This window comes from Sorangium sp. So ce726, assembly GCF_051521405.1.
Taxonomy (GTDB): domain Bacteria; phylum Myxococcota_A; class Polyangia; order Polyangiales; family Polyangiaceae; genus Sorangium.
On record NZ_CP150349.1, the window covers coordinates 12,171,526 to 12,195,090 of the forward strand.

At 72.7% G+C, this 23,565-nt stretch carries 19 protein-coding genes; 12 read left to right on the forward strand and 7 right to left on the reverse strand.

Going from position 1 to position 23,565, the window contains the following annotated elements:
* Positions 1-29: 29 nt before the first annotated feature.
* Positions 30-992 (reverse strand): hypothetical protein, encoded by a 963-nt coding sequence (locus WME79_RS45400; protein ID WP_437528418.1) that lies wholly within the window; start codon positions 990-992, stop codon positions 30-32.
* Positions 993-1,270: 278 nt separating this feature from the next.
* On the reverse strand, positions 1,271-2,743 hold the full coding sequence (locus tag WME79_RS45405) for a hypothetical protein (protein ID WP_437528419.1): 1,473 nt from the start codon (positions 2,741-2,743) through the stop codon (positions 1,271-1,273).
* Positions 2,744-2,939: 196 nt separating this feature from the next.
* Between WME79_RS45405 and WME79_RS45410 the strand changes: the two genes are divergently transcribed.
* From WME79_RS45410 to WME79_RS45460, 11 genes are all read left to right on the forward strand, one after another.
* Positions 2,940-5,117 (forward strand): type VI secretion system Vgr family protein, encoded by a 2,178-nt coding sequence (locus WME79_RS45410; protein WP_437528420.1) that lies wholly within the window; start codon positions 2,940-2,942, stop codon positions 5,115-5,117.
* A 43-nt stretch (positions 5,118-5,160) separates the two neighbouring features.
* The gene (locus WME79_RS45415; protein WP_437528421.1) at positions 5,161-6,390 is read left to right on the forward strand and encodes a TIGR02270 family protein; all 1,230 of its coding nucleotides are present in this window, start codon (positions 5,161-5,163) and stop codon (positions 6,388-6,390) included.
* Positions 6,387-8,687 (forward strand): DUF2169 family type VI secretion system accessory protein, encoded by a 2,301-nt coding sequence (locus WME79_RS45420; RefSeq protein ID WP_437528422.1) that lies wholly within the window; start codon positions 6,387-6,389, stop codon positions 8,685-8,687. The genes WME79_RS45415 and WME79_RS45420 overlap by 4 nt, the downstream gene beginning before the upstream one ends.
* Positions 8,688-8,689: 2 nt before the next feature.
* Positions 8,690-9,712 (forward strand): DUF2169 family type VI secretion system accessory protein, encoded by a 1,023-nt coding sequence (locus tag WME79_RS45425; RefSeq protein ID WP_437528423.1) that lies wholly within the window; start codon positions 8,690-8,692, stop codon positions 9,710-9,712.
* Positions 9,709-10,779 (forward strand): hypothetical protein, encoded by a 1,071-nt coding sequence (locus tag WME79_RS45430; protein ID WP_437528424.1) that lies wholly within the window; start codon positions 9,709-9,711, stop codon positions 10,777-10,779. Before WME79_RS45425 ends, WME79_RS45430 begins: the two co-directional genes overlap by 4 nt.
* 12 nt (positions 10,780-10,791) lie before the next feature.
* Positions 10,792-11,277 (forward strand): DUF4150 domain-containing protein, encoded by a 486-nt coding sequence (locus tag WME79_RS45435; protein ID WP_437528425.1) that lies wholly within the window; start codon positions 10,792-10,794, stop codon positions 11,275-11,277.
* A gap of 80 nt (positions 11,278-11,357) precedes the next feature.
* Positions 11,358-12,767, forward strand: coding sequence for a hypothetical protein (locus tag WME79_RS45440; protein ID WP_437528426.1), 1,410 nt, complete (start codon positions 11,358-11,360; stop codon positions 12,765-12,767).
* A 75-nt stretch (positions 12,768-12,842) separates the two neighbouring features.
* Positions 12,843-13,352, forward strand: coding sequence for a hypothetical protein (locus WME79_RS45445; protein WP_437528427.1), 510 nt, complete (start codon positions 12,843-12,845; stop codon positions 13,350-13,352).
* A 14-nt stretch (positions 13,353-13,366) separates the two neighbouring features.
* A complete protein-coding gene (locus WME79_RS45450; protein WP_437528428.1) occupies positions 13,367-13,783 on the forward strand; it encodes a hypothetical protein in 417 nt (138 codons plus the stop codon).
* Complete coding sequence (locus tag WME79_RS45455) at positions 13,780-16,134, forward strand: glycosyltransferase (protein ID WP_437528429.1); 2,355 nt, start codon at positions 13,780-13,782, stop codon at positions 16,132-16,134. Before WME79_RS45450 ends, WME79_RS45455 begins: the two co-directional genes overlap by 4 nt.
* Positions 16,124-16,621, forward strand: a complete 498-nt coding sequence (locus tag WME79_RS45460) for a hypothetical protein (protein ID WP_437528430.1) — start codon at positions 16,124-16,126, stop codon at positions 16,619-16,621. Before WME79_RS45455 ends, WME79_RS45460 begins: the two co-directional genes overlap by 11 nt.
* A gap of 347 nt (positions 16,622-16,968) precedes the next feature.
* Here WME79_RS45460 and WME79_RS45465 read toward each other — a convergent pair whose 3' ends face one another.
* The 4 genes from WME79_RS45465 to WME79_RS45480 all read right to left on the reverse strand — a co-directional run bounded on the left by WME79_RS45465 (position 16,969) and on the right by WME79_RS45480 (position 21,544).
* Positions 16,969-18,129 (reverse strand): epoxide hydrolase family protein, encoded by a 1,161-nt coding sequence (locus WME79_RS45465; RefSeq protein WP_437528431.1) that lies wholly within the window; start codon positions 18,127-18,129, stop codon positions 16,969-16,971.
* 121 nt (positions 18,130-18,250) lie between these two features.
* The gene (locus WME79_RS45470) at positions 18,251-18,940 is read right to left on the reverse strand and encodes a helix-turn-helix domain-containing protein (RefSeq protein WP_437528432.1); all 690 of its coding nucleotides are present in this window, start codon (positions 18,938-18,940) and stop codon (positions 18,251-18,253) included.
* A gap of 269 nt (positions 18,941-19,209) precedes the next feature.
* Positions 19,210-20,781 (reverse strand): MYXO-CTERM sorting domain-containing protein, encoded by a 1,572-nt coding sequence (locus WME79_RS45475; protein WP_437528433.1) that lies wholly within the window; start codon positions 20,779-20,781, stop codon positions 19,210-19,212.
* A 67-nt stretch (positions 20,782-20,848) separates the two neighbouring features.
* Entirely contained in the window at positions 20,849-21,544 is a 696-nt protein-coding gene (locus tag WME79_RS45480) for a TetR/AcrR family transcriptional regulator (protein ID WP_437528434.1), read from the reverse strand.
* Positions 21,545-21,627: 83 nt separating this feature from the next.
* On the opposite strand from WME79_RS45480, the gene WME79_RS45485 reads away from it, so the two are divergent.
* Positions 21,628-22,785, forward strand: coding sequence for an FAD-dependent oxidoreductase (locus WME79_RS45485; protein WP_437528435.1), 1,158 nt, complete (start codon positions 21,628-21,630; stop codon positions 22,783-22,785).
* A 34-nt stretch (positions 22,786-22,819) separates the two neighbouring features.
* On the opposite strand, the gene WME79_RS45490 is transcribed toward WME79_RS45485, so the two are convergent.
* The gene (locus tag WME79_RS45490; RefSeq protein ID WP_437528436.1) at positions 22,820-23,407 is read right to left on the reverse strand and encodes a hypothetical protein; all 588 of its coding nucleotides are present in this window, start codon (positions 23,405-23,407) and stop codon (positions 22,820-22,822) included.
* Positions 23,408-23,565 lie beyond the last annotated feature (158 nt).

Sequence of the window (23,565 nt, forward strand, 5' to 3'; positions counted from 1 at the left end):
GGGTGAGGGGGCCACGACGGCAGCGCCCGTCAGGGCGGCGGGTCCAGCGGCCACGTGGCCACGAGCGCGCGCGCGTCGGGCGTGCGCGCCTTCGAGAGCACCGCGATCGTGACGGTGCGATCCGTGACCAGCACGCACGGCGCCGAGAACGTCGCTGGATCGGCGCCGCCAGCGTCGACGGGGAGCACGCGGAACGCGGCGCCAGGAGCCGGCCGGTGCGCGACGAGGAGATGGGCGGCGGAGGTCGCGACGATCACGAGCCCGCCGGCCGCGCGGTCGGCGTCGAGCTCGAAGACGCGGCGGTCGCCGAACGGCGCGTCCTCGGCGCCGGCAGGGCCGTACGCCGCGTCGCGGGCCGAGACGCGCACGGTGCCGGGCAGCGCGCCGCCGCGCGAGGCGCCGGGGGCGACGCGCTTGCAGACCGCGGTGGGGCCCGGCGACCCGGCGAGGACCACGACATCGATGCACTCGCCGAGCGGGCGCTCCACCGAGGCACCGCCGGCCGGCGCGGCCTCCAGCACGACCCCTGTCGCGTTGTCGACAACGGCGGACACGGCGCCCGGGGAGGGCGCGGGGAGCGAGCCGGCGCCCGCGCCGCGCACGAACCGAGGCCCGCTGAAGCTCGCGAACGGCCGGTGCGCCGTGAGCGAGGTGCGGACACCGGAGGCGCCGTCGAGCCGGACCAGCGCGTTCATCGCGCCGCCGGCGACCTCCACCACGAACGAGAGCGCGCCGCCGTCCGCCGCCGCGGCGTCCCAGCGGGGCAGCGCGGGCAAGAGCTGCGGGATCGTGGCGACGGCGCCCGACGGACCGCGGCCCGCGAGCGGCAAGGCCCAGATGTCGGTGCGGTGCGGCGGCGCCGCGCTGTGCGTCGACGACGCGAGCAGCACCGGCGCCCCGTCGAGCGCGACGAGGCGCAAGGCGTCCGCGAGCGGGGCGTCGGGCAGCGCGGCGGGAGAGAGCGCGAGAGGCGGAGGGGGCGTTTCGTTCATGGGCGCAGATCCGGGGGCGGGGCGACACGCGGCGGCGGCGAGACAGACGAGGAGCGCGGGAGGCCCGCGGCGCGGCCTCCTGGGGGTGCTGGTCGAGCGGGGCGAGGGCATGCCGGTCGACCTCCGCGCCGCGCTAGCGCGACAATCGGGTTGAAATCGCATGCAAACAGCAAGAAATTGAGCCGCCAAGGCGCCAAGGACGCCAAGATTTTATTGTCTTCTTGGCGTCCTTGGCGCCTTGGCGGTCCATTCCCCTGGTTTCCAAGCTGGTCGGTGCTCTAGATGCGGGCGTTCGTGCGCATGTTCCACAGCTGCACGAGGGCCTGCGGGTTCGACGATTTCGGATAGCCGGCGAGCGCGGCCGCGAACAGCCCGTCGATCGCGCCGGTCTCCCACGTGGCCGCGTCGGCGAACGGCCCGCCGCCATACGAGGGGTCGTACAGCTGGCCGCCGTGCACGACGATGAAATGGTTGAAGAACGCGGGCGGGGGCTCGGGGTTCCGCTGGCCGGGGATCCCCGGCAGGTTGACCACGTCGGTCCCCATGCGGTGGGTCCACGGGGCGGGCCGCGTGGCCGCGTTCCACTGCCAGTTCTTCACGAGGAACCCCTGGGATCCCGAGGTCCACGCCGTCACGGTGACGACGACCACCACCTTGTCGGCGCTGGTGATGCCGTGGACCTTGAGCATGTCGATGAAGAACTCGGCCCACGAGCCGCACTGCCCGCTGCCGTCGGCGCTCGCGAGGAGCAGGCGGGTGTTCGTGCAGGTGGTCGTGTTCGGGTTCCAGTACGTGAGGCCCACGCCGTCGCGCTTGCGCGTGAGCGCCCGCGTCGCGAAGGGCGCGAAGCTCTGGGACACGACGCGCCCCTCGATCGTCTCGCCCTGGGCCGCGCGGCACGAGATGTCCACGAGCGTCCAGTGGACCGTGCCGGCCGGCGCGCCGAGCACCGCGTACACGAGGTGCGTCGTCGTGCCCGCGCCGACCCAGCCGGTGCCGGCGGCGTTCGCCTCCCACGCGATCGTCAGCCGATCGTAGCAGGCGACGACGTTCGGCAGCGGCGCGCTGCTCGTCATCGAGGGCGTGGAGACGTCGACCGACCCGGGCGACACGCTGACCGTGCACGTCCATTCGAGCGTCGCGCCGCCGGCCATGGCGCGGCCGCGCAGCTGCACGGACTCGGTCCCGGTGGGCGGCCGGAGCACGCGCAGCACCACGGCGAGCGGGACGCGCGCGCCGCGGACGTAGCAGACGGGGGACTGATCTGCCGCCTGCCGCGTGCTCAGCCACTCAGGGGAGGCGAAGTTCCCGAGGGAATCGCGCTCCACCATGTGGTTCGCCGTGAAGTCGACCTGGATCACGCCGACCAGCGCGTGGACGATGTCGGGCGCCTTCGGCGACGGCTGCACCGGCGGCGGCACCTCGAGCGGCCTGCGCGCCTCCGGGGCGCGCGGCGGCGGGCCGCGGAAGGCGAGGATGCACCCCGTCCGGAGCAGCTCGGCGACGCGCTCGCGGAGCAGGTCGAGCTCGCGCGCCGCGTCGAGCGACACGATGCCGGCGCCCGCGGCGCACAGCTCGCTCAGGAGATCGACGCGGTCGCGGTCCGGCTCCTCCGAAGGGAACCACGCGGGCACCTCGAGGGCGGCCAGGTGAGGCTCGATCGGCTCCGCGCCCTCGGGCAGGACCGCGCCGGCTGCGCGGACGAAGCCGACGTCTCCGTACGCATCGACGACCTGCCAGACGTTGCCCATGAATCCGCGCGATCCGCTGTGCGCTGTTCCCCCGGCGCCCGATCTGACTATGCCCGCCCTCGCCGTGCGTCAACCGTTCGTCAGGCAGCGCGCCGGCATGTCGACAGCGTAGACCCGCGTGAATGTGCCCACCCGGTCGGCGAGCGATGGTAGGCTCGAAGGCTCGGGCTCCGGGACGGGCGAGGCGAGGCGGCCGATGACGGACGGTGCGATCGAGTTTGATTTCGCTGTGGAAGGCGCGACCGATCCGTGGCGCGTCGCGCGGATCGAAGGTCATGAGGGCATATCGCGGCTGTTCCACTTCCGCGTGACCCTCGCGTCGACGGACGCCGCGCTCGCGTTCGACGGGCTGGTCGGGCAAACGTGCCTGCTCACGATCCGGAACGACGCGTCGACTCGGTACATCCACGGCATCGTCGCGCGCTTCGAGCAGCACGAGGAGGGGCGCTCGGTCACCACGTACCTGGCGACGGTCGTCCCGCGGGCGTGGCGCCTGCAGCACCGGCACGACTACCGCATCTTCCAGGAGGCGACGGCGCCGGAGATCATCGACAAGGTGCTCCGCGCGGCGGGCCTGTCCTCCGAGGATTTCCGCATCTCGACGGCGATGACCCACGATCGGCGAGAGTACAGCGTGCAGTACGCCGAGACCGACTGGGCGTTCATCAGCCGCCTGATGGAAGAGACAGGCATGTTCTGCTTCTTCGAGCACAAGGCCGACAACCACGTGCTCGTCTTCGGCGACGGGCCGTTCGTCCACGAGCCCATCGACGGGCCGAGCGTCGTGCCGTATCGGGCCGCCGGCGGGGCGCTCACGGCGAAGGAGGCCCTCTCTCGCTTCTCCATGGCCGAGGAGGTCCGGCCCGGCAAGGTCACCGTCCGCGACTACAACTTCCAGAAGCCCAGCCTGAGCCTCGAGGGGGAGGCGGAGGCCGACCGCGACACCGACCTCGAGGTGTACGTGTATGCCACCGAGCACGATCTGCCCGAGGAGGGCACCCAGCTCGCGAAGCTCCGGCTCGAGCAGCTCCAGCTCGTGCGCCGCACCGCGGAGGGGCAGGGGAGCGTGCTCCGGTTCATGCCCGGGGCGACCTTCACGCTCGAGGACCACGGCCGCGAGAGCTTCAACCGCGCATACCTGATCACCCGCGTCGACCATTTCGGCTCGCGGGCCGTCGGGGGGGAGTCGCAGGAGAACGTCGTGGGGTACTCCAATCGATTCCAGTGCATCCCGGACGACGTGCCCTACCGCACGCCGGTGCAGACGCCCAAGCCGACGCCCCGCGGCGTCCAGACGGCGATCGTCGTGGGCCCGGCGGGCGAGGAGATCCACACGGACATCTATGGCCGGGTGAAGGTGCAGTTCCACTGGGACCGGCTGGGGCGCCGCAACGAGCACAGCTCGTGCTGGATGCGCGTGAGCCAGATCTGGGCGGGCGCGGCGTGGGGCTCGATGTACATCCCGCGCATCGGCCACGAGGTCGTCATCGACTTCCTCGAGGGCGACCCGGATCGCCCGCTGATCGTCGGGCGCGTCTACCACGGCGCGAACGTGCCGCCCTACGCGCTGCCGGCCGAGAAGACGAAGAGCACCATCAAGTCGGACACCTCGCCGGGCGGCGGCGGCTCGAACGAGCTCAGGTTCGAGGACAGGAGAGGCGCGGAGGAGGTCTACCTGCACGCGCAGAAGGACTGGAACATCGAGGTCGAGAACGACAAGACCCAGTCCGTCGGCCACGACGAGCGCCTGACCGTCGGCCACGACCGGAAGAAGCGCATCGACAACAGCCAGTGGGAGTCGATCGGCGCCTTCAAGACCACCGAGGTTGGCGAGGATCACAACGAGAAGATCGGCGCGAACCGCACGCTCGGCGTTGTCGAGAGCGAGAGCGTGGACATCGGCGAGGACGCGAGCCTGAAGATCGGGAAGAGCCGGAAGACCGATGTCGGGAAGGACGACATCGAGTCGGTGGGCGGCAAGCGCGAGCTCACGGTGGGCGGCGAGGAGACCGTCAAGGTGAGTGATCGCGCGACGCTCGAGGTCGGCTCGAAGCGCAACACCACCGTCGGCAGCGACGACACGCTGTCGGTCGGCGGCACCGAGACCCGGAACATCGATGTGGACGCGACCGAGTCCGTCGGCGCGAAGAAGACCGTCAAGGTCGGCGAGAAGTTCACGCTGGAGTGCGGGAGCGGCAAGATCATCGTCGACAGCTCCGGCAAGATCACGGTCGAGGGGTCGGACATCACCGTGAAGGGCTCGGGCACCGTCAAGGTGGAGGGCGCCAAGGTCGAGGTGAAGAGCGACGGTGACGTGAGCGTCAAGGCGGGCTCGAACATCAAGCTCTCGGGGAGCGGGGTCGACATCAACTGAGCGGCGTCGCGCAGGATCGGAGCCGAGGCGGATGGTTCACGAGGTGGTGGCTGATCACGCGGAGATGGCGTCGTTCCTCTGGGAGCTCCGCGAGATGGCCGTGAGGTCGCACCACTACACGCTGGCCGATCTCGCGGAGCTCGAGGAGCGCGTGGAGGCCCACCTCGATGGGCTCCGGATCGCGGGGGAGCCCGGCTGGGAGCTCACGCTGGCCGCCCTCTCGACGAAGGATCCAGGCGCGTTCTTCGCGGCGGCCATCGCCGCGGTCGAGGCGCGCGACTTCCCGGGCTTCGCGGCCGTGCTGGACGCGACGGAGGAGGCGGACGAGCCCGCCGCCGGCATCGCGGGCGCCCTCGCGTGGGCGTCGCCGGCCGACGCGTTCGCGATCGTGGCGCCGATGCTGTCGGGGGCGCAGCCGCCGGCGCTGCGCCGCCTCGCGCTGGCCGCGTGCGTCGCGCACCGCCGCGATCCCGGGCAGTTCCTTGGTTATGCGCTCTGCGACGGCGACGCGGCGATCCGCGCGCTGGCCTTCCGCGCGGCCGGCGCGCTGGGCCGCGCCGATCTTGCGGGCGAGCTCCGCGGCGCGTGGGGCTCGGACGACGAGGCCGAGCGCTTCTGGTCGGCGTGGGCCGGCGCGCTGCTCGGGGCGCGCGGCGCGGACGAGGCGCTGTGGAGCGTCGCCGGGCGGAGCGGTGCGTTCGCGGAGGAGGCGGCCGACTGCGCCGCCCGCGTGAGCCCGCCGGGCGAGGCCCGCCGCCGGATCGAGGCGCTGATGCGGTCGCCCGGGCTCGGGCGGGTCTGCCTTGTCGCGGCGGGGGCGCTGGGTGATCCGGCGCTGCTGCCGTGGGTGCTCGATCGGCTGGACGTCGCGCCGCTCGCGCGGCTCGCCGGCGAGGTGTTCTCGCGTATCACCGGCGCGCCGATCGAGGGGGCGCTGCGCGGGGCCGCGGCGCCCGGCTTCGATGCTGGTCCGAGCGACGATCCGCGCGACGCCAGCGTGAAGATGGATCCGGACACGCAGCTCCCGTGGCCGCACGGGGCGAACGTGCGGGCGCTCTGGGCGGCGCACCGCGGGCGCTTCGCGTCGGGGGTGCGCCACGTGGACGGCCGCCCGCTGGACGAGGGGGCGCTCGATCGCGTGCTCCGGCTCGGCAGCCAGCGGCGCCGCGCGGGCGCTGCGTTCGAGCGGGCGGCGCGCGCGCCCGGCCGCCCGCTGTTCGACGTGGCCGCGCGGGTCGAGCGGCAGAGGGCCGCGCTCGGGGCCTCGCCGTGAGGGCGCCGCCCGCGCCGCGCGCCCTCGGGCACGCCGCGGCCGCGGTGCGCCCCTTCCGCTCCCGGGGGCGGGTGATGCTCGCGGTGGTCGTCAAGGCGACCTTCCAGCTCGAGCACAAGCGCGCCATGTCGCCGCTCCCGCCCGCGCCGATCGTCGCGGCGGACGTGCGCGCGGCCCGCGCCGCGGCCGACCCGCGCGCCGCCATCTCGGCGGCCGGAGAGATGGCCCCGTTCCTTCCGCGCGCGGACATCCTCCTCGGCGGGCACGCCTGGGCCCGCGGACGGAACCCGGCGCCGCTCGTCCCCGTCCGCCTGCGCGTCGGCCTCGACGCGGCCGTCCTGCTCGACAAGGCCCTGCACGTCTACGGCGACCGCGGCGGCAACGGCCGCGGCGCCCCGCAGCCGTTCCTCGCCATGCCGCTCGGCTACGAGCGCGCCCCCGGCGGGGCGGCCGACCCCGACAACCCGGCCGGCGTCGATCCGCGCGCCGGCCGCGCGCCCAACATCATCGATCCCCGGCAGCCGGCGCGCGCCGCCGGCTTCGGGCCGATCGCGGCGCACTGGCCCGCGCGGCAGCGCCGGCTGGGCAACGCCGATCCGCGCGGCGTGCAGGCCCCGTGGCCCGTGGTCCCGGACGGCTTCGACTGGGCGTATTTCCAGGCGGCGCCGGCCGATCAGCAGACACCGTACCTCCGGGGGAACGAGTGGATCCTGATCGAGGGGATGCACCCGGATCTCGACCGCATCGAGGCCTGGTTGCCGGGCCCTGTCGCCGAGGCGCGGGTCGCGTTCGGGGGTGCGGCGCAGCCGCAGATGTTGCCGCTGGTCGCCGACATGCTCGTGATCGACGCCGATCGCTGGCTTTGCTCGCTCGTGTGGCGCGCCAGCGCGGTGCTGCCGGGCGAGGAGGCCCTCGCCAGCGTCCGGGTCGCGGCCAGGGTCGCGCTCCCGGGCGAGGACGTGCCGTGGGACCCCGCGGCAGCGCCGCCGGTCCGCGCGGAGAGTGCGCAGGCGGCGCTGCAGCAGGCGCGAGCGGCGCAGGCGCCGGCTGCGGCGAGCCCGCAGCGGGCGGCGCGCGGGGCGGCGGAGCATCCGCTGGCGGGGACGGTGGCGCTCGATCCGGAGGAGGCGTCGGCTGCGGCGAGCCCGCAGCGGGGAAGGCGCGCGGCGGGGCATCCGCTGGCGGGGACGGTGGCGCTCGATCCGGAGGAAGCGTCGGCTGCGGCGAGCCCGCAGCGGGCGGCGCGCGGGGCGGCGGACCATCCGCTGGCCGGGACGGCGCAGGTCGATCCGGACGAAGGGCAGCCGAACCCCGCCTTGCCGTTCCGGTCGCCCGTGGCCTCCGTGGGAAGACCGCGCCCTCCGCTGGCCAGGACGGCGCCGATCGATCCGGACGAAGGGCAGCCGAACCCCGCCTTGCCGTTCCGATCGCCCGCGGCCTCCGTGGGAAGACCGCGCCCTCCGCTGGCCGGGACGGCGCAGGTCGATCCGGAGGAAGGGCAGCCGAACCCCGCCTTGCCGTTCCGATCGCCTGCGGCCTCCGCGGAAGGACCGCGCCTCGAGAGGTCTCGCACGGCGGAGCTGCCCGCCGCAGCGGGGACACCGCCTGCGGAGCCGCGGCGCGGCGGCCTGCCCTTCGTGGCGCCGGCGGCGGCGGGCGCAGCTTCAAGGGCGCTGCCGTTCGCGCCCGCTGCCCCGTCTTCCCCGGGCGCCCGCGATGGCGCAGCGGCGTGGGCGCTCCCGTTCGCCGCCCCGGCCGCGGCAACGCCTGCGGCGCCGGTCCGAGCGCCGGCGGCGGCGTCCGGCGTGCTGCCGTTCGCGCCGGCGCCGTCCGCGCCCGTTCCCGCTGCTCCCCAGGCGCCGTCCGCGCCTGCCGCGCCGTCCGCGCCTGCCGCGCCGTCCGCGCCGGAGCGCTCCTCGCCCTGGGTGTCGGGCGCGGCCCCCCACGCCGCCTCGGAGCCGCACTCGCCGTGGGTGTCGGGCACAGCCGCGGCCTCGGCGCCCGTCGCCTCGCCGCCGCCCGTCGCGCCGTCGTACGCCCTCTCCCAGCCGCGCATCGCGCCGTCGTACGCCCTGGGATCGTCGCCCGCCGCCCCGCCCTGGCCCGCCACGGCGGCCGCCGCCGCCCCCGCCCGGCGTCCCGCGCGCCCGCACCGGCAGCGCCTCGCCCCGGACGCGCGCCCCTCGTCGGAGCCGCTCATCCCCCCGCGCAAGCGCCGCCCCGCGAAGGTCGCGGCCGACGGCCTCGGCGCCTCGTTCCTCCGCTCGGTGCCCGACGCCGCGCCCACGCCCACCTGAACATGGACCTCCGCAACCGAACCCCCTTCGTCGCCGAGCGCATCGTCCATGTCGATGCCGCCGGCGCCGAGGTGCTCGTCGTCCTCGTCAAGGCGACGCTCGCCATCCACGCCGGCGGCCGCCTCGCGCCCGCAGCCGAGCAGGTGCCGCTCCAGCACGCCGACGCCTTCCACGGCGAGTCGGGCCTCTCGAGCGTCCGCTACGAGAGCGATCTCGCGCCGCACAAGGTCGGCACGGACGTCGTCGTCCTCGGCCACGCGTACCCGCCCGGCCGCCGCGACGCCGAGGTCCAGGTCTCCGTGCGCGTCGGCCCGATCCGCACGACCCTCGCCGTCTTCGGCGACCGCACCTGGGCGCGCCCCACCTCTCCCGCGCCCTTCGAGCGGATGCCGCTCGTGTACGAGCGCGCGTTCGGCGGGCGGGACGAGTCCGCCGAGTCCGCCGCCGACCACGAGGTCGAGCACCGCAACCCCGTGGGCCGCGGGTTCCGGGCCCGCCGCTCGCTCGTCGACCTCGCGCAGCTCGCCATGCCGAACCTCGAAGATCCCAGGAAGCCGCTCCGCTCCCCGGACGATCGCCCCGAGCCCGTCGGCCTCGGCTTCATCGGGCGCAGCTGGCAGCCGCGCCTGCGCTACGCCGCCACGGCGCCCGACCCCGCGGCGCCGCCGCCCCCCGCCGGGTCGCCGCCCCCTGCGCCGTCGCCGTTCCTGCCTGCCGCCTTCGACCCTCGCTACCACCAGGGCGCGCACCCGCGCCTCGTGGCCACGCCGCACCTCCGCGGCGGCGAGCCGGTCGAGCTCGTGCATCTGAGCCCCCTCGGCCCGCAGCGCTTCTCGCTGCCCCGCGCGGCGCCGCGCGCCGTCGTCCTGATCGACTCCGAGCGCCGCCCGCTCCCGCTGGTCCTCGACACCGTGGTCCTCGAGCCCGACGACCTCCGCGCCGTGCTCGTGTACCGGGGCGCCATGCCCGTCGGTCGCGATCTCTTCCGCGTGCGCCGCATCGAGGTGGAGCCCGCGCCCGCATGAGCACCGGAGCCGTCATCACCGCCGCCGGCATGGTCACCGCCCTCGGCGACACCGCCGCGTCCACCACCGCCGCGGTCCGCGCCCGCCTCACGCGCTTCCGCGAGTGGCCGAGCTACCCCTGCCTCCCCGCCGACCCGCCCCGCCCGGAGGAGCCCTTCTCCGTGGTCGCGGCGTACACCGATCTCCCCCGCGCGCTCGACCTCCCGGTCCGCTTGCTCGCGCTGGCGCTCCAGGACCTCGTGACCTCCGCCGACCTCGCGCGCGCCGACCTGGAGGACGCCTCGTTCTTCCTCGCGCGCCCCTCGCCCGGCCCCGCCGCGCACCACCACGAGCTGCGCGACGCCTTCCGGGAGAGGCTCGCGGACGCCGCCGGGGTCGACGCCGTGACCCGCGGCCTCCTCGCCCCCGACGGGCACGCGGCCATGCTCCTCGGCCTGGCCCACGCGGCGCGCGCCGTCGAGGCCGACCCCGGCACGCCCTGGATCGTGGCCGGCGCCGACTCCCAGGTCGACGTGGCGCTGCTCGAGGCGCTCGACCACGCGCGCCGGCTCAAGAGCCGCCGCAACCTCGACGGGTTCATCCCGGGCGAGGCCGCGGCCGCGCTGCTCGTCGAGCACCGCCGCCGCGCCGAGGCGCGCGGCGCCCCCATCCTGGCCGAGATCGAGGGCACGGGCGCCGGCGAGGAGCCCCATCCCATCGAGAGCGGCGATCCCCCCTCGGGCGAGGCCCTCGCCGCGGCGCTCGCCGCCGCGTGCGCCGCGGGCGGCCCGCCCCCGTGGGTCCTCTGCGATCTCAACGGCGAGAGCTACCGGGCCAAGGAGTGGGGGCTCGCGCGCGTCCGCGCGCCCGCGCTCCTCGGGGGCGTCCGGGCGCTGTGGCACCCCGCCGACGGCTACGGCGACGTCGGCGCCGCGACCGGCGGGTGCCTCGCGGCCGTGTGCGTGCGATCGTTCGAGCGCGGCGCGGCGCGCGCGTCCCCCGAGGCGCGCGCGGCGCTCTTCGCGGGTTCCGGCGACGGGACGCGCGCCGCCGTGTGCCTCGTCTCGGCTGCAGCGAAGAGGGCGTGAAGGAGGAGCGATATGCCTGTCACCGTAGGAGTCAACTCGCGCACGGTCGTCCACGCCGCGAGCAATGGAATGACCATCGCCTTCCCGGACGTGTGCCTCACCCCCGCGCCGCCCGCCCCGCCGGTCCCCGTCCCCTATCCCAACATCGCCATGTCGTCCGACGCCGCGGGCACCGCGAAGAACGTCAAGGCCGACGGCAACCCGCTCTGCCATCAGGACAGCAACTTCTCGCGCAGCAGCGGCGACGAGGCGGGCACGAACGGGGGCGTCGCCTCCGGCGTGAACATGAACAAGGCCGAGTTCATCAGCTACTCGTTCGACGTCAAGGTCGAGGGAAAGGGCTGCGCCCGCGCGCTCGATCTCATGCTCCACAACAGCAAGAACACCCCGCCCACGCCGGTCATCCAGCCGCCGCTCATCGTGATCGTCATGGAGGAGCCGCCGCCCGCGCCCGAGAACCCCAAGGACTGGGGCGTCGACAAGATCGAGGTGCTCTGAGGGAGAGGCCGCGGAGCGAGCCTCGACCCGCGCCGCGCTGATGGACCGGACTCCCCGCTGATTCGTCCTGGAGCTCTCGCATGCCGACGATCAAGCAATACGTGAACCTCCCCGTCGCCGTGACCGGCGTGAACGGCCCCACGCGGCAGCTGCAGGTCACGCCCAATCAGGTGCCCAACGTCGCGCCCGGCGATCGCGTGGACTGGTGGATCGAGCCCGACCCGGGCAACGAGAACCTCGCATTCCAGTCGCTGACCGAGCGCACGCGGCTCGCGCACGGCGCGGCCCCCGGGGTGACGGTCGGCGCGGGGCACCACTTCGACAACACGATCACGTTCACGCACATCGGCGGCGACAAGTACAAGATCAAGGCGTCGCGCGACGGGCAGCGGGCGCAGTTCCTCGCCACCGACGAGTTCCAGACGTGGCGAAAGCTCTATTATACGGTCTGGTACTCCGGCGCGCAGACGCTCGCCACGTACAACAACATCGATCCGCGGTTCGTGGGCGAGTTCGCGCGCCATTTCATCGAGCTGGAGCGCAAGGCGGTCCAGCCGGCGCTCGCGGTCGTGGACTCGGCCCGCGTCGAGTTCCAGAGCCTGTCGCAGCAGGCGGTCAGCTCGCCGACCTTCGACTGGCCGTTCATGAACGGCGGCCCGAACGCGCTGCTCAACCTGCGCGTCGGCGGCGCGCCCCCCGCGGGAGGCACGCTGTCCGACAAGCCGCTGCACATGGCCTTCCTGCTGGTGCCGAACTGCTATTACACGCAGCTCCAGCGGCACGCGTTCCCCACGGCGAACAACGCGGTCGGGAGCGTGACCACGTTCCGCAACGTGTGGCGCGACCCCTTGAACGGCAACAGCTTCATGTGGACGGCGCAGGCGTCGTGGCCGGCGGCCGGCGCCACCGACGTGCGGTCGTACTTCACCGTCACGCCCGGGTCACCGAACCGCGTCAACTGGAACCTCACCGCGCTGCCGGGCCTCACGGCCCACCTCGCCACGCCGGGCAACACGTACAACCTCACCTTCTCGTTCATCTGGAAGAGCTCGATCAACGGCTATAGCTGGGGCAATTTCTGCGTCGTCGGGTGCACGGGCCCTGGCCGGAGCGAGACGGCGGTCCTCGGCACCTTCGTCCACGAGATGGGGCACGGCATCGGGCAGACCGTCCGGCAGGAGCCGCAGTACAGCGCGACCGGCGTGGCGCTCGCTACGCAGCTCGCCAACCCCACCTGGTACACCGACCAGTTCGGCGGGCAGGGCCCGCATTGCAACACGAACGCAGGCCTCACGCCGGACCCGTCCACCACGTCGGGCCAGCGGTACGACTGGTGGCCCGCGCTCGGTGGGCGGCTCTGCACCATCTACCACGCCGGCCACAACAACCGCGACGACGGCGTCTTCTGCCCCGTGTGCGCCCCGCGCATCCGCCGCGTGCGTCTCGATACGCCGGCGCAGACCTCCCGCAGCTGGAACCACTTTGGCTGAACCTCGCGGGCGGGGCGGGGGCGCGCTGCTCTCTCGACCCCGCGCCCCGCGCCGCACCCACGTCGAGAGGACCCCATGGAGATCGAACCCCGGACACCCTTTGGCTTCGCCCCCCACGGGGGCTCGCCCGAGATAGCGGCCGGCAAGGAGGCCATCCGACTCGCGATCTCGCGGGTGTCCTTCGAGGCGGGCACGGTGGAGCTCGACGTCTCGGCCTCGTTCCTGTTCCCGGACGCCGTCGCGAGCCGCTACCGTGACGTCGAGGAGTCGATGGTCCTCGTCGTCCACGACATCGAGCAGGCGGACGGCGGCGCCCTGCTCGCGCGCAACACGTTCATCGAGTTCCCGGCGGGCGAGCGCGACGGCCCGAACCAGCTCGCCGAGCCCGCGCTGCCGATGCCGGGCCGCGGCAGCCTGGCGTCCGAGGGGTATCAGGGCGCCTGGCTCAACGTCACCGTCGCTTTCCCCTGCGCCGTGGCGGTGCCCCGCTACCGGCCGAGCGTCTATGTGTACCTCGTCCTCGAGAACTACGTGTCGAACGTGATAGGCATCGATCTCGTCGACAAGAAGGCCATCGAATTCTGACCGGCGGTGAACCCATGCTCGTCCGATCCGTCTCTTTCGGCCTGACCGCGGAGACGCCCGCGACCTCCGGCGCGGGCGTCGTCCTCGCCCATCCTGGCCCGCCCACCGTCGAGGGCGGCGCCCTCGTCCACGTCGTCCACGGCAGCTCGCGTGTGCCCGCCGTCGATATCGAGGTCGAGCGCGCCGAGGTGCTCCGCGGCGTCTTTCTCACGCTGATCTATGCCCCCGCGCAGGGCGGCGTCACCGTGCCTTTGCTCGGGCCGAGGCTGGTCTTCCCCGACGACATCGACGACGTGGGCGCGGACCTCGTGGGCAGCTTCCGGTGCGAGATCGTCCTGGCACCCCGGGTCGGGGCGTTCTATCTGCACGCGGCGTATCGCCAGTACGTCTCCAACGTGGTTCGCCTCATGGCCCCGCCCGGTGCCCGATGACGCCTGTTTATTCCGTTATCGTCGTCACGTGGAACAACCTCCACTACACGGCGCGATGTGTGGACGCCCTCCTCCGCACGCTCCCCTCGGACGCGGAGGTGATCTTCGTCGACAACGGCTCGGAGGACGGCACCCCCGCGTACCTCACCGACGTCGCGCGCCGGCTCGGTGACGCCGCCAAGACGGTCTTCCTGGACGAGAACCTCGGCCTGGCCGGCGGCGCGAACCGGGGACTCGAGGTCGCGGCCGGGGATTACCTTGTGTTCCTCGACAACGATGTCGTGGTGACCCCGAGGTGGCTGGAAGGGCTGCGAGAGTGCATGGAGGAGGCGCCGCGGGCCGTGGCTGGCGTGCGGCGCGTCGGGCTCGTCGGGCCCGTGACGAACAGCGCGCGCGGCCCGCAGAAGGTGCAGAACCCGCCGCCGTTCCAGCCCGAGGCGCTGAACGAGCTCGCGGCCGAGCACCGCGAGGCGTTCCGCCGGCGGTGGGCGCCGTCGTTCGCCCTCTCGACCTTCTGCCTGATGATGCGCCGCGAGGTGTACGCCGAGATCGGCGGGCTCGACGAGCGCTTCTTCCCGGTAAGCCACGAGGGCGCCGACCTCGCCTTGCGGGCGCAGGAGCGCGGCTTCGAGTGCATGATCGCGAGCGACGTGTACGTGCACCACGAGGGGAGCGCCACGCTGAGCAAGGCGTTCCCCGGCGCGCAGGGCGGCCTCGGGGGCGCGGAGCTCTTCTTCGAGAAGTGGCGCGGCCGCCGCGCCGGGAAGACGCGGCTCGTCGCTGCGTACCGCGTCAGGGACGCTGAGGCGACGCTGCGCGAGAGCCTCGACGCGACGGCGCGGTTCGCCGACGCGATCGTCGTGCTCGACGACGGATCGACGGACGGGACAGGGGCGATCGCGCGGTCGCACCCCGCCGTGGCCAGGTACGAGCGAACGGAGCTGCCGTCGGCCGTGGACGATCGGCGCGATCGCGACCGCGCCCTGCAGATGGCGGCGGAGCTCTCCCCGGACTGGATCATCGCGGTCGACGCCGACGAGGTGTTCGAGATGGACCGCGCGCGCGCCGAGCGCCTCATGCAGCTCGCCGATCCGCACATCAAGGCGCTCGGCTTCCACTGGTACACGTTCTGGGAGCCGACGCGCACGTACTTCCGGGCGGACGGCGCGCTCGGGGCCATGTCGGGGTACCGCATGTACCGGAACGAGCCGGGCCTGCGCGCCGCCCGGGGGGCCGAGGGCGGCCTGCCCGGCGGCGGCATCCCCGAGATGCCGGACGGGTGCGGGCGCTTCACCGACGTCCGCGTGCGGCGGCTCGGCTACGACAGCGAGGCGTCGCGGCAGGCGCGGCTCGCGCTCCACGGGCGGCCGGGCGCGGCGCGGGCGGGCGCGCCCCCCGAGCTGGCCGAGCTCGCGAGCAACACGGTGACGCTGCGCAGGTATGCGCCCGCGTCCGGGGTGTCCCTGTGCATCATCGCGAGGAACGAGGCGGAGCGGCTGGAGCGGTTCCTCGCGTTCCTCGAGCCGTTCGTCGACGAGATCTGCATTGTCGACAACGGCAGCGACGACGCGACGGTCGAGATCGCGCGGAGGTTCACCGACCGGGTGCGCGTCCACCGGACGGACCGGCTGGACCTGGCCGAGGTGCGCAACGTGGGCCTGGAGATGGCCACGCGGCCCTGGATCTTGAGCCTCGACCCGGACGAGGAGCTCGCACACTGGGATCTGCCGCGCGTCGTTCGGCTCATGGACGACCTCGACGTCCACGCCTATTCCTTCGAGATCGCCAATCATCAGAAGGACGGCCCGCCCGTCATGACGATCGCCGTGCGGCTGTTCCGCAACGACGCGCGGATCCGGTACGGGCGCGCCGTGCACGAGACGGTGCAGCCGAGCCTCGACCGGCACCCGGAGCTCGTCGTCCGCCCGGCTGGCGTGGAGATCCAGCACTACGGCTTCCTGAAGGACGACGGCGTCATGGAAGAGAAGCTGTCGCGCTACCTCGAGGCGAACCAGCGCATGCGCGAGGAGGATCCGGCGGATCCGATGCCCTGGTACAACGAGGGGCTCCACCTCCTGAACGACGGCCGCGACGACGAGGCGATCGCCTTTCTGGAGAGGGCCATGGTGCTCGGCCAGCGTTTCCTCTCGCCGCGATCGAGCCTGGCGCAGATCTACCAGCACCGGGCGCTCGCGCTGTGGCAGAGCATGGTCGCCGAGCTCCCGCCGGGTCACCCCGTGCGGCCGACGGCGGAGGAGAGCGCCGCGGCGCTGGGCCGCATCACGCCGGCGCGGATGCTGGTGGGGCAGGCGCGCAGGCGCAGGCTCCAGGGGCCGTCGCATGGCGATTGAGGGGCGGCGCGCGTTCATCGCGCAGGTCACCGCGGGGGCTGGCCTCGTGGCGCTCGGCGGGTGCGGCGGCGCGCCCGGGGCGGCGGGCGCGATCGCGGGGGTGAAGGGCGCGCCTGCGGGGGCGAATGCCGCTCCTCCGGTACCGGCCGTGGCGGGCGCGGCGCCTGTTCTCGAGGCCGCGCTGCGAGGCGCCGTGCTCGCGCTCCGCTACCGGTATCCGAGATCCATTGGCGAGCGCTTCGCCGCCGCCCCGTGGGCCGCCACGCTCGTGGTCGCCATCCACCCTGCATCGGGGTCCCCCGCCTGCCGGAGCCTCGCGAGCGGCGCGCTCCGCACCGAGGCTCCCGTGCTGGATCAGGGGATGTTCCGCGCAGCGGCCGAGGTCGATCTGGCGTCCTTCTTCGGCCTGAAGGCGCCGTTCATCCGCTATGTGCACGCGTCGTTTCTTCACCTCCGGTCCGACGTGCTGCGCGTCGCCGCCGTGTGAGCCGAGCGCGAGCACGCCATTCACGGCTGAGCGCGCAGGGCGTGAGCCGCGGAGCTGGGTGATGTCCGGAACCCCATCGGCGCCACCCGCGTTCCTGACACGCTCCCGGCGCAGTCCGGATAGAGGTTGAAAGTTGCCTGAACTCAATGGATCGCGAGCCCGACCGATCTGCCGAGAAGCAAGCTCCAAGGGCAAGGAATGCGGGGAAGAGAGAAACCGCAAGGGCGCAAGGGGCGCAAGGGACCAGAGACGAGAACTTCTCTTGCCTGCCCCCTTGCGCCCCTCGCGCCCTTGCGGTTTCTCTTCCCTTCTGTTGATTCCCTCGGGACTCCAACGTGATTGGTGCCCTAGGACAGCGAACCAAAGAACTCCCGCAGATCGACGGCCAGCGCCATGGGCGTCTCCGTCGCCAGGAAATGCCCACCGCGCGCCAGCTCGGTCCAGCGCACGATATGGTGGTCGCGTTCGGCCAGCCGGCGTACCGCCACGTCCTGCGTCAGCGACACGGCCACGGCCATGGGCACCGTGCCGCGCGGCTTGGGCGCCCAGCCGGACGGGTCGTTGAAGGCTTCATAGTACAGGTTGGCCGAGGGGCCGCTGGTGCCGGTGAACCAGTACAGACTCACGTTGTCCAGCAGCGCGTCCAGGCCCACCGCATCCTCCGGCAGCGCGGCCGCGGGATCGGTCCATTCCTTGAACTTCTCGACGATCCAGGCCAGCTGGCCCACCGGCGAATCATGCAGCCCGTAGCTGAGCGTCTGCGGCCGCGTGCCCTGGATGTGCGCGAAGCCCATCATCCGGTCGCGGAAGTTCTGCAGCCGCTCCAGACGCTGCTGCTCCGAGGCCGTCAGGCCTTCCAGCTCGGCGGGGTCGCCGGAGGGAAACGTCACCAGCGCATTGCAGTGCACGCCTCTGACATGCTCGCTGTCGATGCGGCCCAGCTCCGCCGCGATGAACGCGCCCACGTCGCCGCCTTGCACGCCGTAACGTGTGTAGCCCAGGCGCTGCATCAGCGCCGCCAGCGCACGGGCACAGCGGCCGTGGTTCCAGCCGGCGTCGGCCAGCGGCATCGAGAACCCATGACCCGGGATCGACGGGATCACCAGGTGGAAAGCCTGCGAGGGGTCGCCGCCGTGGCGGCGCGGGTCGGACAGCGCGTCCACCACGCGGTCGAACTCGGCAAAGCTGCCGGGCCAGCCGTGCAGCAATAGCAGCGGCTGCGCGTCCGGCTCGGGCGAGCGCAGGTGCACGAAGTGGATCGTCTGGCCATCGATCCGGGTGATGAATTGCGGGCGGCTGTTCAGGTGGGCCTCGCAGCGTCGCCAGTCGTATTGGTGCTGCCAGTGCGCGGCCAGCCGCTGCAGGTAGGCCACCGGCACGCCCCTCACCCAGTCGCCGCCCGGCAGCTGCGCCGGCCAGCGCGTGCGCGCCAGGCGTTCGCGCAGGTCATCGATGTCGGCTTGCGGAATGTCGATGCGGAAGGGGTGGATCTCGGAGTCGCGGTGCATGGGAGCCCTCGGGTTGGTCGATATCGCCAGTGCGAGCCGGCGGTCCCAACGTATTCACCGGGGGTGGGCCCCGTCTTGGAAGAAAACGACAGGCTCAGGCCTCGCCAGACCGTCTGGGCCCTCAGCGCCCAGGCCTGGGCCGGGCCGCAGCCCGCGCCACTTCGCCGGGCGTCCTGCCCATGATCCGCTTCAGCGAATTGCCCAGGTGCGCCTGGTCGGCGTAGCCGCAGGCGGCAGCCACGTCGGCCGGCGCATCGCCATGCATCAGCTGCTGCAGCGCCGCCTGCGCACGGTGGATCTGTGACAGCTGCTTCGCCGTGAGACCGGTGGCGCTCAGGAACCGGCGCTGCACCGAGCGCAGGCTGGTGCCGGCGGAATCGCCTTGCAGCACGCGGAACACCACCGGATCCGCCACCAGCAGGCCGGCCCCGATGAGGCGTGTCACCAGATCGTCGGCGTTCTCGAAGTCGGGCACCTCGAAGGCTTGCGGCCCCAGCAGGAACGAGCGCGTGTTCGCCAGCGGGCGCAGTACGCCCTGGTCCAGCATGTCTGTCGCCGGCACCCCCGGCATGAACACGCCTGGCCGGAAGGCGATGCTCAGGTACTCGTCGCCGGTCTCGTAGCCCAGCGACACCGGGTGCGTGATCAGACCGGTATGCAGCACCTGCAGCCGGCCGCGGCGCTTCATGAACACGAGGTCCCAGCAGCCGTCGGGCAGGGACTGGTCCTGCGGGTCGTCGCCATAGGCGACGTGCGAGATCCGCTGCACCAGCGCATGGTCGCTGCCGCGGATGGAGCGCGTGGTCCTCATGGGCAGCTTCCCTTCGTCATGCTGCGCAGTATGGCCGACCCGCGCCGCAAGGCGAATTCCCACGCCGGGCGCGGGCGGCGGCGGTCCACCGCGGGCCCGGGTTGACGTAGTCGCCCCTCTCCACCTAGGACACCGATCACGTTGATCGAGCGAGAAATGAGCCGCCAAGGCGCCAAGGACGCCAAGAACAAAACACAATCTTGGCGTCCTTGGCGCGCTTGGCGGTTCAAATTCCTGCTCTTTTCTGGGGTTTCAACCCATTTGTCGCTCTAGCTGGCGTCGCTCACCGGTGAGGAGGCCTGTCGTCGCCGGAGGGCGAGCGCGGCGAGGACCGCCGTCAGGAGGCCAAGGGTGTGATTCCCGCCGACGCCCGCGGCGCGGCAACTGCAGCCCTCGCCGTCACTGGACGCGTCACCACCCCCGCCGGCAGCGCCGGTGCCGCTGCCTGCGCCTGCGCCCGCGCCGCCTGTGCCGCCTGCCTCACCCCCGCCCGACCCGGTGGTGCCGCTGCCCATCCCACCCGCAGATCCGGTGCCGCCGCCCATCCCGCCCGAGCCGGCGGTGCCGCCGCCCGCGCCCCCTTCGCCGGAGGGCCCCGGAGGCGGCACCGTCGCGCAGTCGCCGAGCGAATGTTCGAGCGCGCCGAGCGTGAAGCTCCCGCTGCCCGGCCGCCCGCGCGCGCAGTAGTCGTCGGTCACCGCGGCGTCGGCGGGCGCTTCGCCGACGAGCGACGCCACATCCCCTTTGAGGTGCAGGTCGCCGAGACTCGGATCTTCGTACCACGTCTGGAACGTCGCGAGTCCCACCTCGGCCAGGTTGTCACTCTCCTGATGCGTGGCCCCGTCGCGGTCGCGGATCTTGCCCGTGAGCAGGTTGCCGCGCGCGACGCCGCTGGTCGTCGCGAAGCGGAAGTCGATCCCGCTCGTCGCGATCAGCGTATTGAAATGAAGCCGCGTGTCCGTCGCGCGGTTCAGATAGACCCCGACGTCCGAGCAGCTCGCGATGATGTTGTTCCGCATCGTTCCGCCGGTGTGCTCGACCTCGCAGGGCACGTCGGGGTCGTAGGCCGGAGCGCAGTACTGCGCCCCCGTGCCGCCGCCGCCGAACGACAGCCCGATGCGCGCCCCGTCCGGCGAGCCGGCGGTGGTGCAGACGACGAGGTTGCGCTCGAAGAGCCCGTCCGAGCCGCCGCTCTTCATGAACGCGCCGTAGCTGACGGTGTCGCCGCCGTCTTTCTGGAAGTCGTGCAGGTAGCTGTCGCGCACGGTCCAGCGCTTGCCGCCGTCGATGTTGATCTTGGTGACGGGATCGCCGGTCCTGCGCGGGTGGGTGTCGAACAGCTCCGATCGCTCGATCAGCCCGTCGTCGGGGGCCGTCCAGATGCCGTCCACCTGCGCGGCGTTGATCTTGAGCTGGGCGTTGAAGTCTCGCACCTTCGAGCGGCGGAGGGCGAAGCGGCTCGCAGCGCCGAACACGTGAAAGGCATGCTCGCAGTCCGAGTCGTCGGCGCAGACGCCGCGGATATCCAGGTCTTCGAAGTGCCAGTTCGGGCCGCTGACCTTGAAGCCTTCGACGCCCGACAGCTCGACGATCGCGCCGAGCGGCTCGGCGGCGCGCACGACGATCGGCGCGGCCTCGGTGCCTGCGGCCGCGCAGGACACGCCGTCGAAGGCGTAGGTGCCCGAGGCGAGGACGATCTCGTCGCCGGCCTTGGCCGCGCCGATCGCGGCGACGAGCTCGCCGGTGGTGCCGACCGGCACGACGGCCGCCGCGGCGGGGGCGGCGAGGAGGAGGGAGGTGAGCAGGGCGAGCGGAGCGACGGGCGCGCGGCGTGGCGACATGGCTGCCAGAATGCGCGGGTGCGCTCGTCCGTCAAGGGATCGGCGCTCGCATCGCGACGTCCGCGGCTCACTGCGATCCCGCGATTCCGGCGAGGATCAGGTCGATCCCGGCGAGGAACTCGTTGCGATCGTCGTGGCCGGGGAGGTGGGCGGCGACACTTCGCGTGAACGGGTACTCACGGGCGTCGAGCTCGCGCCAGCGCGCCGCCGCCGCCTCGAGGAAGTCGACGCGGTTCGTCGACGGCGGGAGCTCGCGGCGCGCGAACTGGCTCGCCGTGGCGTTCTGGATGCTCACGCCGATGACGTAGCTGAGCAGCGTCGACGCCGCGGTGAACTGGGCGCTCCCCCGGACGCCCAGCGCCTCGACCTGGCGGCCGAGGCGCTCGTAGATCCGCAGCATCGCCGTCTCCCACGGAGCGCGTGAGAGCTGCGCGCCCACCCACGGATGCGCCTCGATCGCGTCGAACACGCCGAGCGCGATGCGATGGATCGCTTCGCGCGGCCTGGTCGAGCCGCGCACTTCGCCCATCGTGCGCGCGACCACGGCGTCGGTCGCGGCTACGAGGAGCTCGCTCTTGTTCGTGACGTGCCAGTAGATCGCGCCCGGGCCCGTCGCCAGGCGCGTCGCGAGCGCGCGGAACGTCAGCCCATCCTCACCGTCCGCGTCCAGCAGCGCGATCGCCGCTTCGACGATCCGCTCGCGCGAGAGCGCATCCTCCCGGTGCTTCTCGCGTCCCGACCCTCGCGTCGCCTTCTTCGCCAAGGCTCCATCTTGACAGTTCTGGAGCGGCGTTCCAAGTAGATGAGTGGAACGATGTTCCAGGCTGAACACCGAGAGGGATCACGATGACTTCTATCTCCATCATCGGCGCCGGACCGGGCGGGCTCACCCTCGCGCGCGTCCTCCACGTCCACGGAATCCGGGCGACCGTGTACGAGGCGGACGCCTCCGCCGAGGCGCGCACCCAGGGTGGGATGCTCGACATCCACGACTACAACGGCCAGCTCGCGCTCAAGGCCGCCGGCCTCTTCGACGAGTTCCGCTGCATCGTCCACGAAGGCGGTGAGGCGATGCGCATGGTCGATCCGCAGGGCACGGTCCTCCTCGACCAGCCGGACGACGGCACCGGCGTTCGCCCCGAGGTGCTCCGCGGCGACCTCCGGCGCATCCTCCTCGACTCACTCCCGTCTGGCACCGTGCAATGGGGCCGCAAGCTCACGGGCGTGCGCGCGCTCGGCGACGGAAAGCACGAGCTCACCTTCGCGGACGGGTCGACCGTGACCACCGGCCTCGTCGTCGGCGCCGACGGCGCGTGGTCGAAGATCCGGCCGCTCCTCTCCGACGTGAAGCCCGACTACGTCGGCACCGCGTACATCGAGACGTACCTGCTCGACGCCGACGCGCGGCATTCCGCCAGCGCCGAGCTCGTCGGCGGGGGCGCGTTCTACGCGCTCACGCCCGGCAAAGGCATCATCACGCACCGCGAGACGAACGGTGTCCTCCACACCTATGTCGCGCTCACGAAGCCAAAGGCGTGGATCGAGAGCATCGACTTCACCGACCCGAAGGCGGCGCGGGCGCGCGTCGCCGCGGAGTTCGAAGGCTGGGCCCCGGCCCTGACAGCGCTCATCACCGACGGCGAGACCGATCCGGTCCCGCGCATGATCCACACGCTCCCCGCCGGGCATCGCTGGGATCGCGTGCCCGGCGTGACGCTCCTCGGCGACGCCGCGCACCTGAGCCCGCCCGACGGGGAAGGCGCAAACCTCGCGATGGTCGACGGCGCGGAGCTCGGCAAGGCCATCGCCGCGCACCCGGATGACCTCGAAGCCGCGCTCGCCGGATACGAAGAAGAGATGTTCGTTCGTGGCGCGAAGGCCGCTCCCGAAGCCGCGGCGACCTTCGATCTCTGCTTCGGCGAAACCGCCCCGCACGGCCTCATCGCATTTCTATCGGGCGGGGAAGCGCTGTCGAGCGGCGTCGCCCCGGCGCCGGTGAGCTGACGGCCAGCGCGCGCGTCGCCGCGGCGTCCAGCGCTCACGCGCGCGGGGCGAGCACCTGAAAGCGCCGTCCGCTGGACAACACGTACGGGTCTTCGCCGGCGGCGAGCACGTCGTGCTGCTGGCTCAGCTGATGACCTGGCTGGCAGCAGGCGAGCGTGTACGCGACGTTCCAGCGCAGCCGGGCGAGGACATCGTCGATGGGGACGTGGGCGTGCACGAACGTGACGAGCACGGGCATGTCGGGCAACGCGTTGAGCCGTTCGATGGCCGCGAAGACGTCGGCGCGTTGCCAGGCGAAGCGGCGGATACCGAATCTGGTGCGCCAGGCCTCGACCAGCGGCTCGTTGAGCACCGGATCGACGCTGACGTTTTCAGCCTCTGTTTTCAGCGCGAACAACGCCCCGGTGCGGGCGTGGGCGCCGTCGCCGACGTGGATGACCCGGCACGGCGCGCCGGACATGTAGGGCCGCAGGTGCTCGAGCGCCGAATAGCTCTCGGTCATCTCTTTGGCGGGGCGCGTGGCCTTGGCGAAGAGCGGCCACAGGGCTTCGAAAGACCCTCGACGCATCAGGCGATCCAGGTAGTCGCTGCTCGCCGGGCCAGCGTCGGTGTGCGGATTCACGGCGGTCGTTCTATCACCGGGCGCCGGAGCGCGTGGCCCAAAGCGCCAGCTCGACCGTTCGCCGCCAGCTCCGCGCCGAAAGCTCCACAAATCCGGGCTTCTCGTACAATCGCTCTGCCGGCGCGTCGCCGCAGGTCACCATCGGCTCCAGCCTGCCA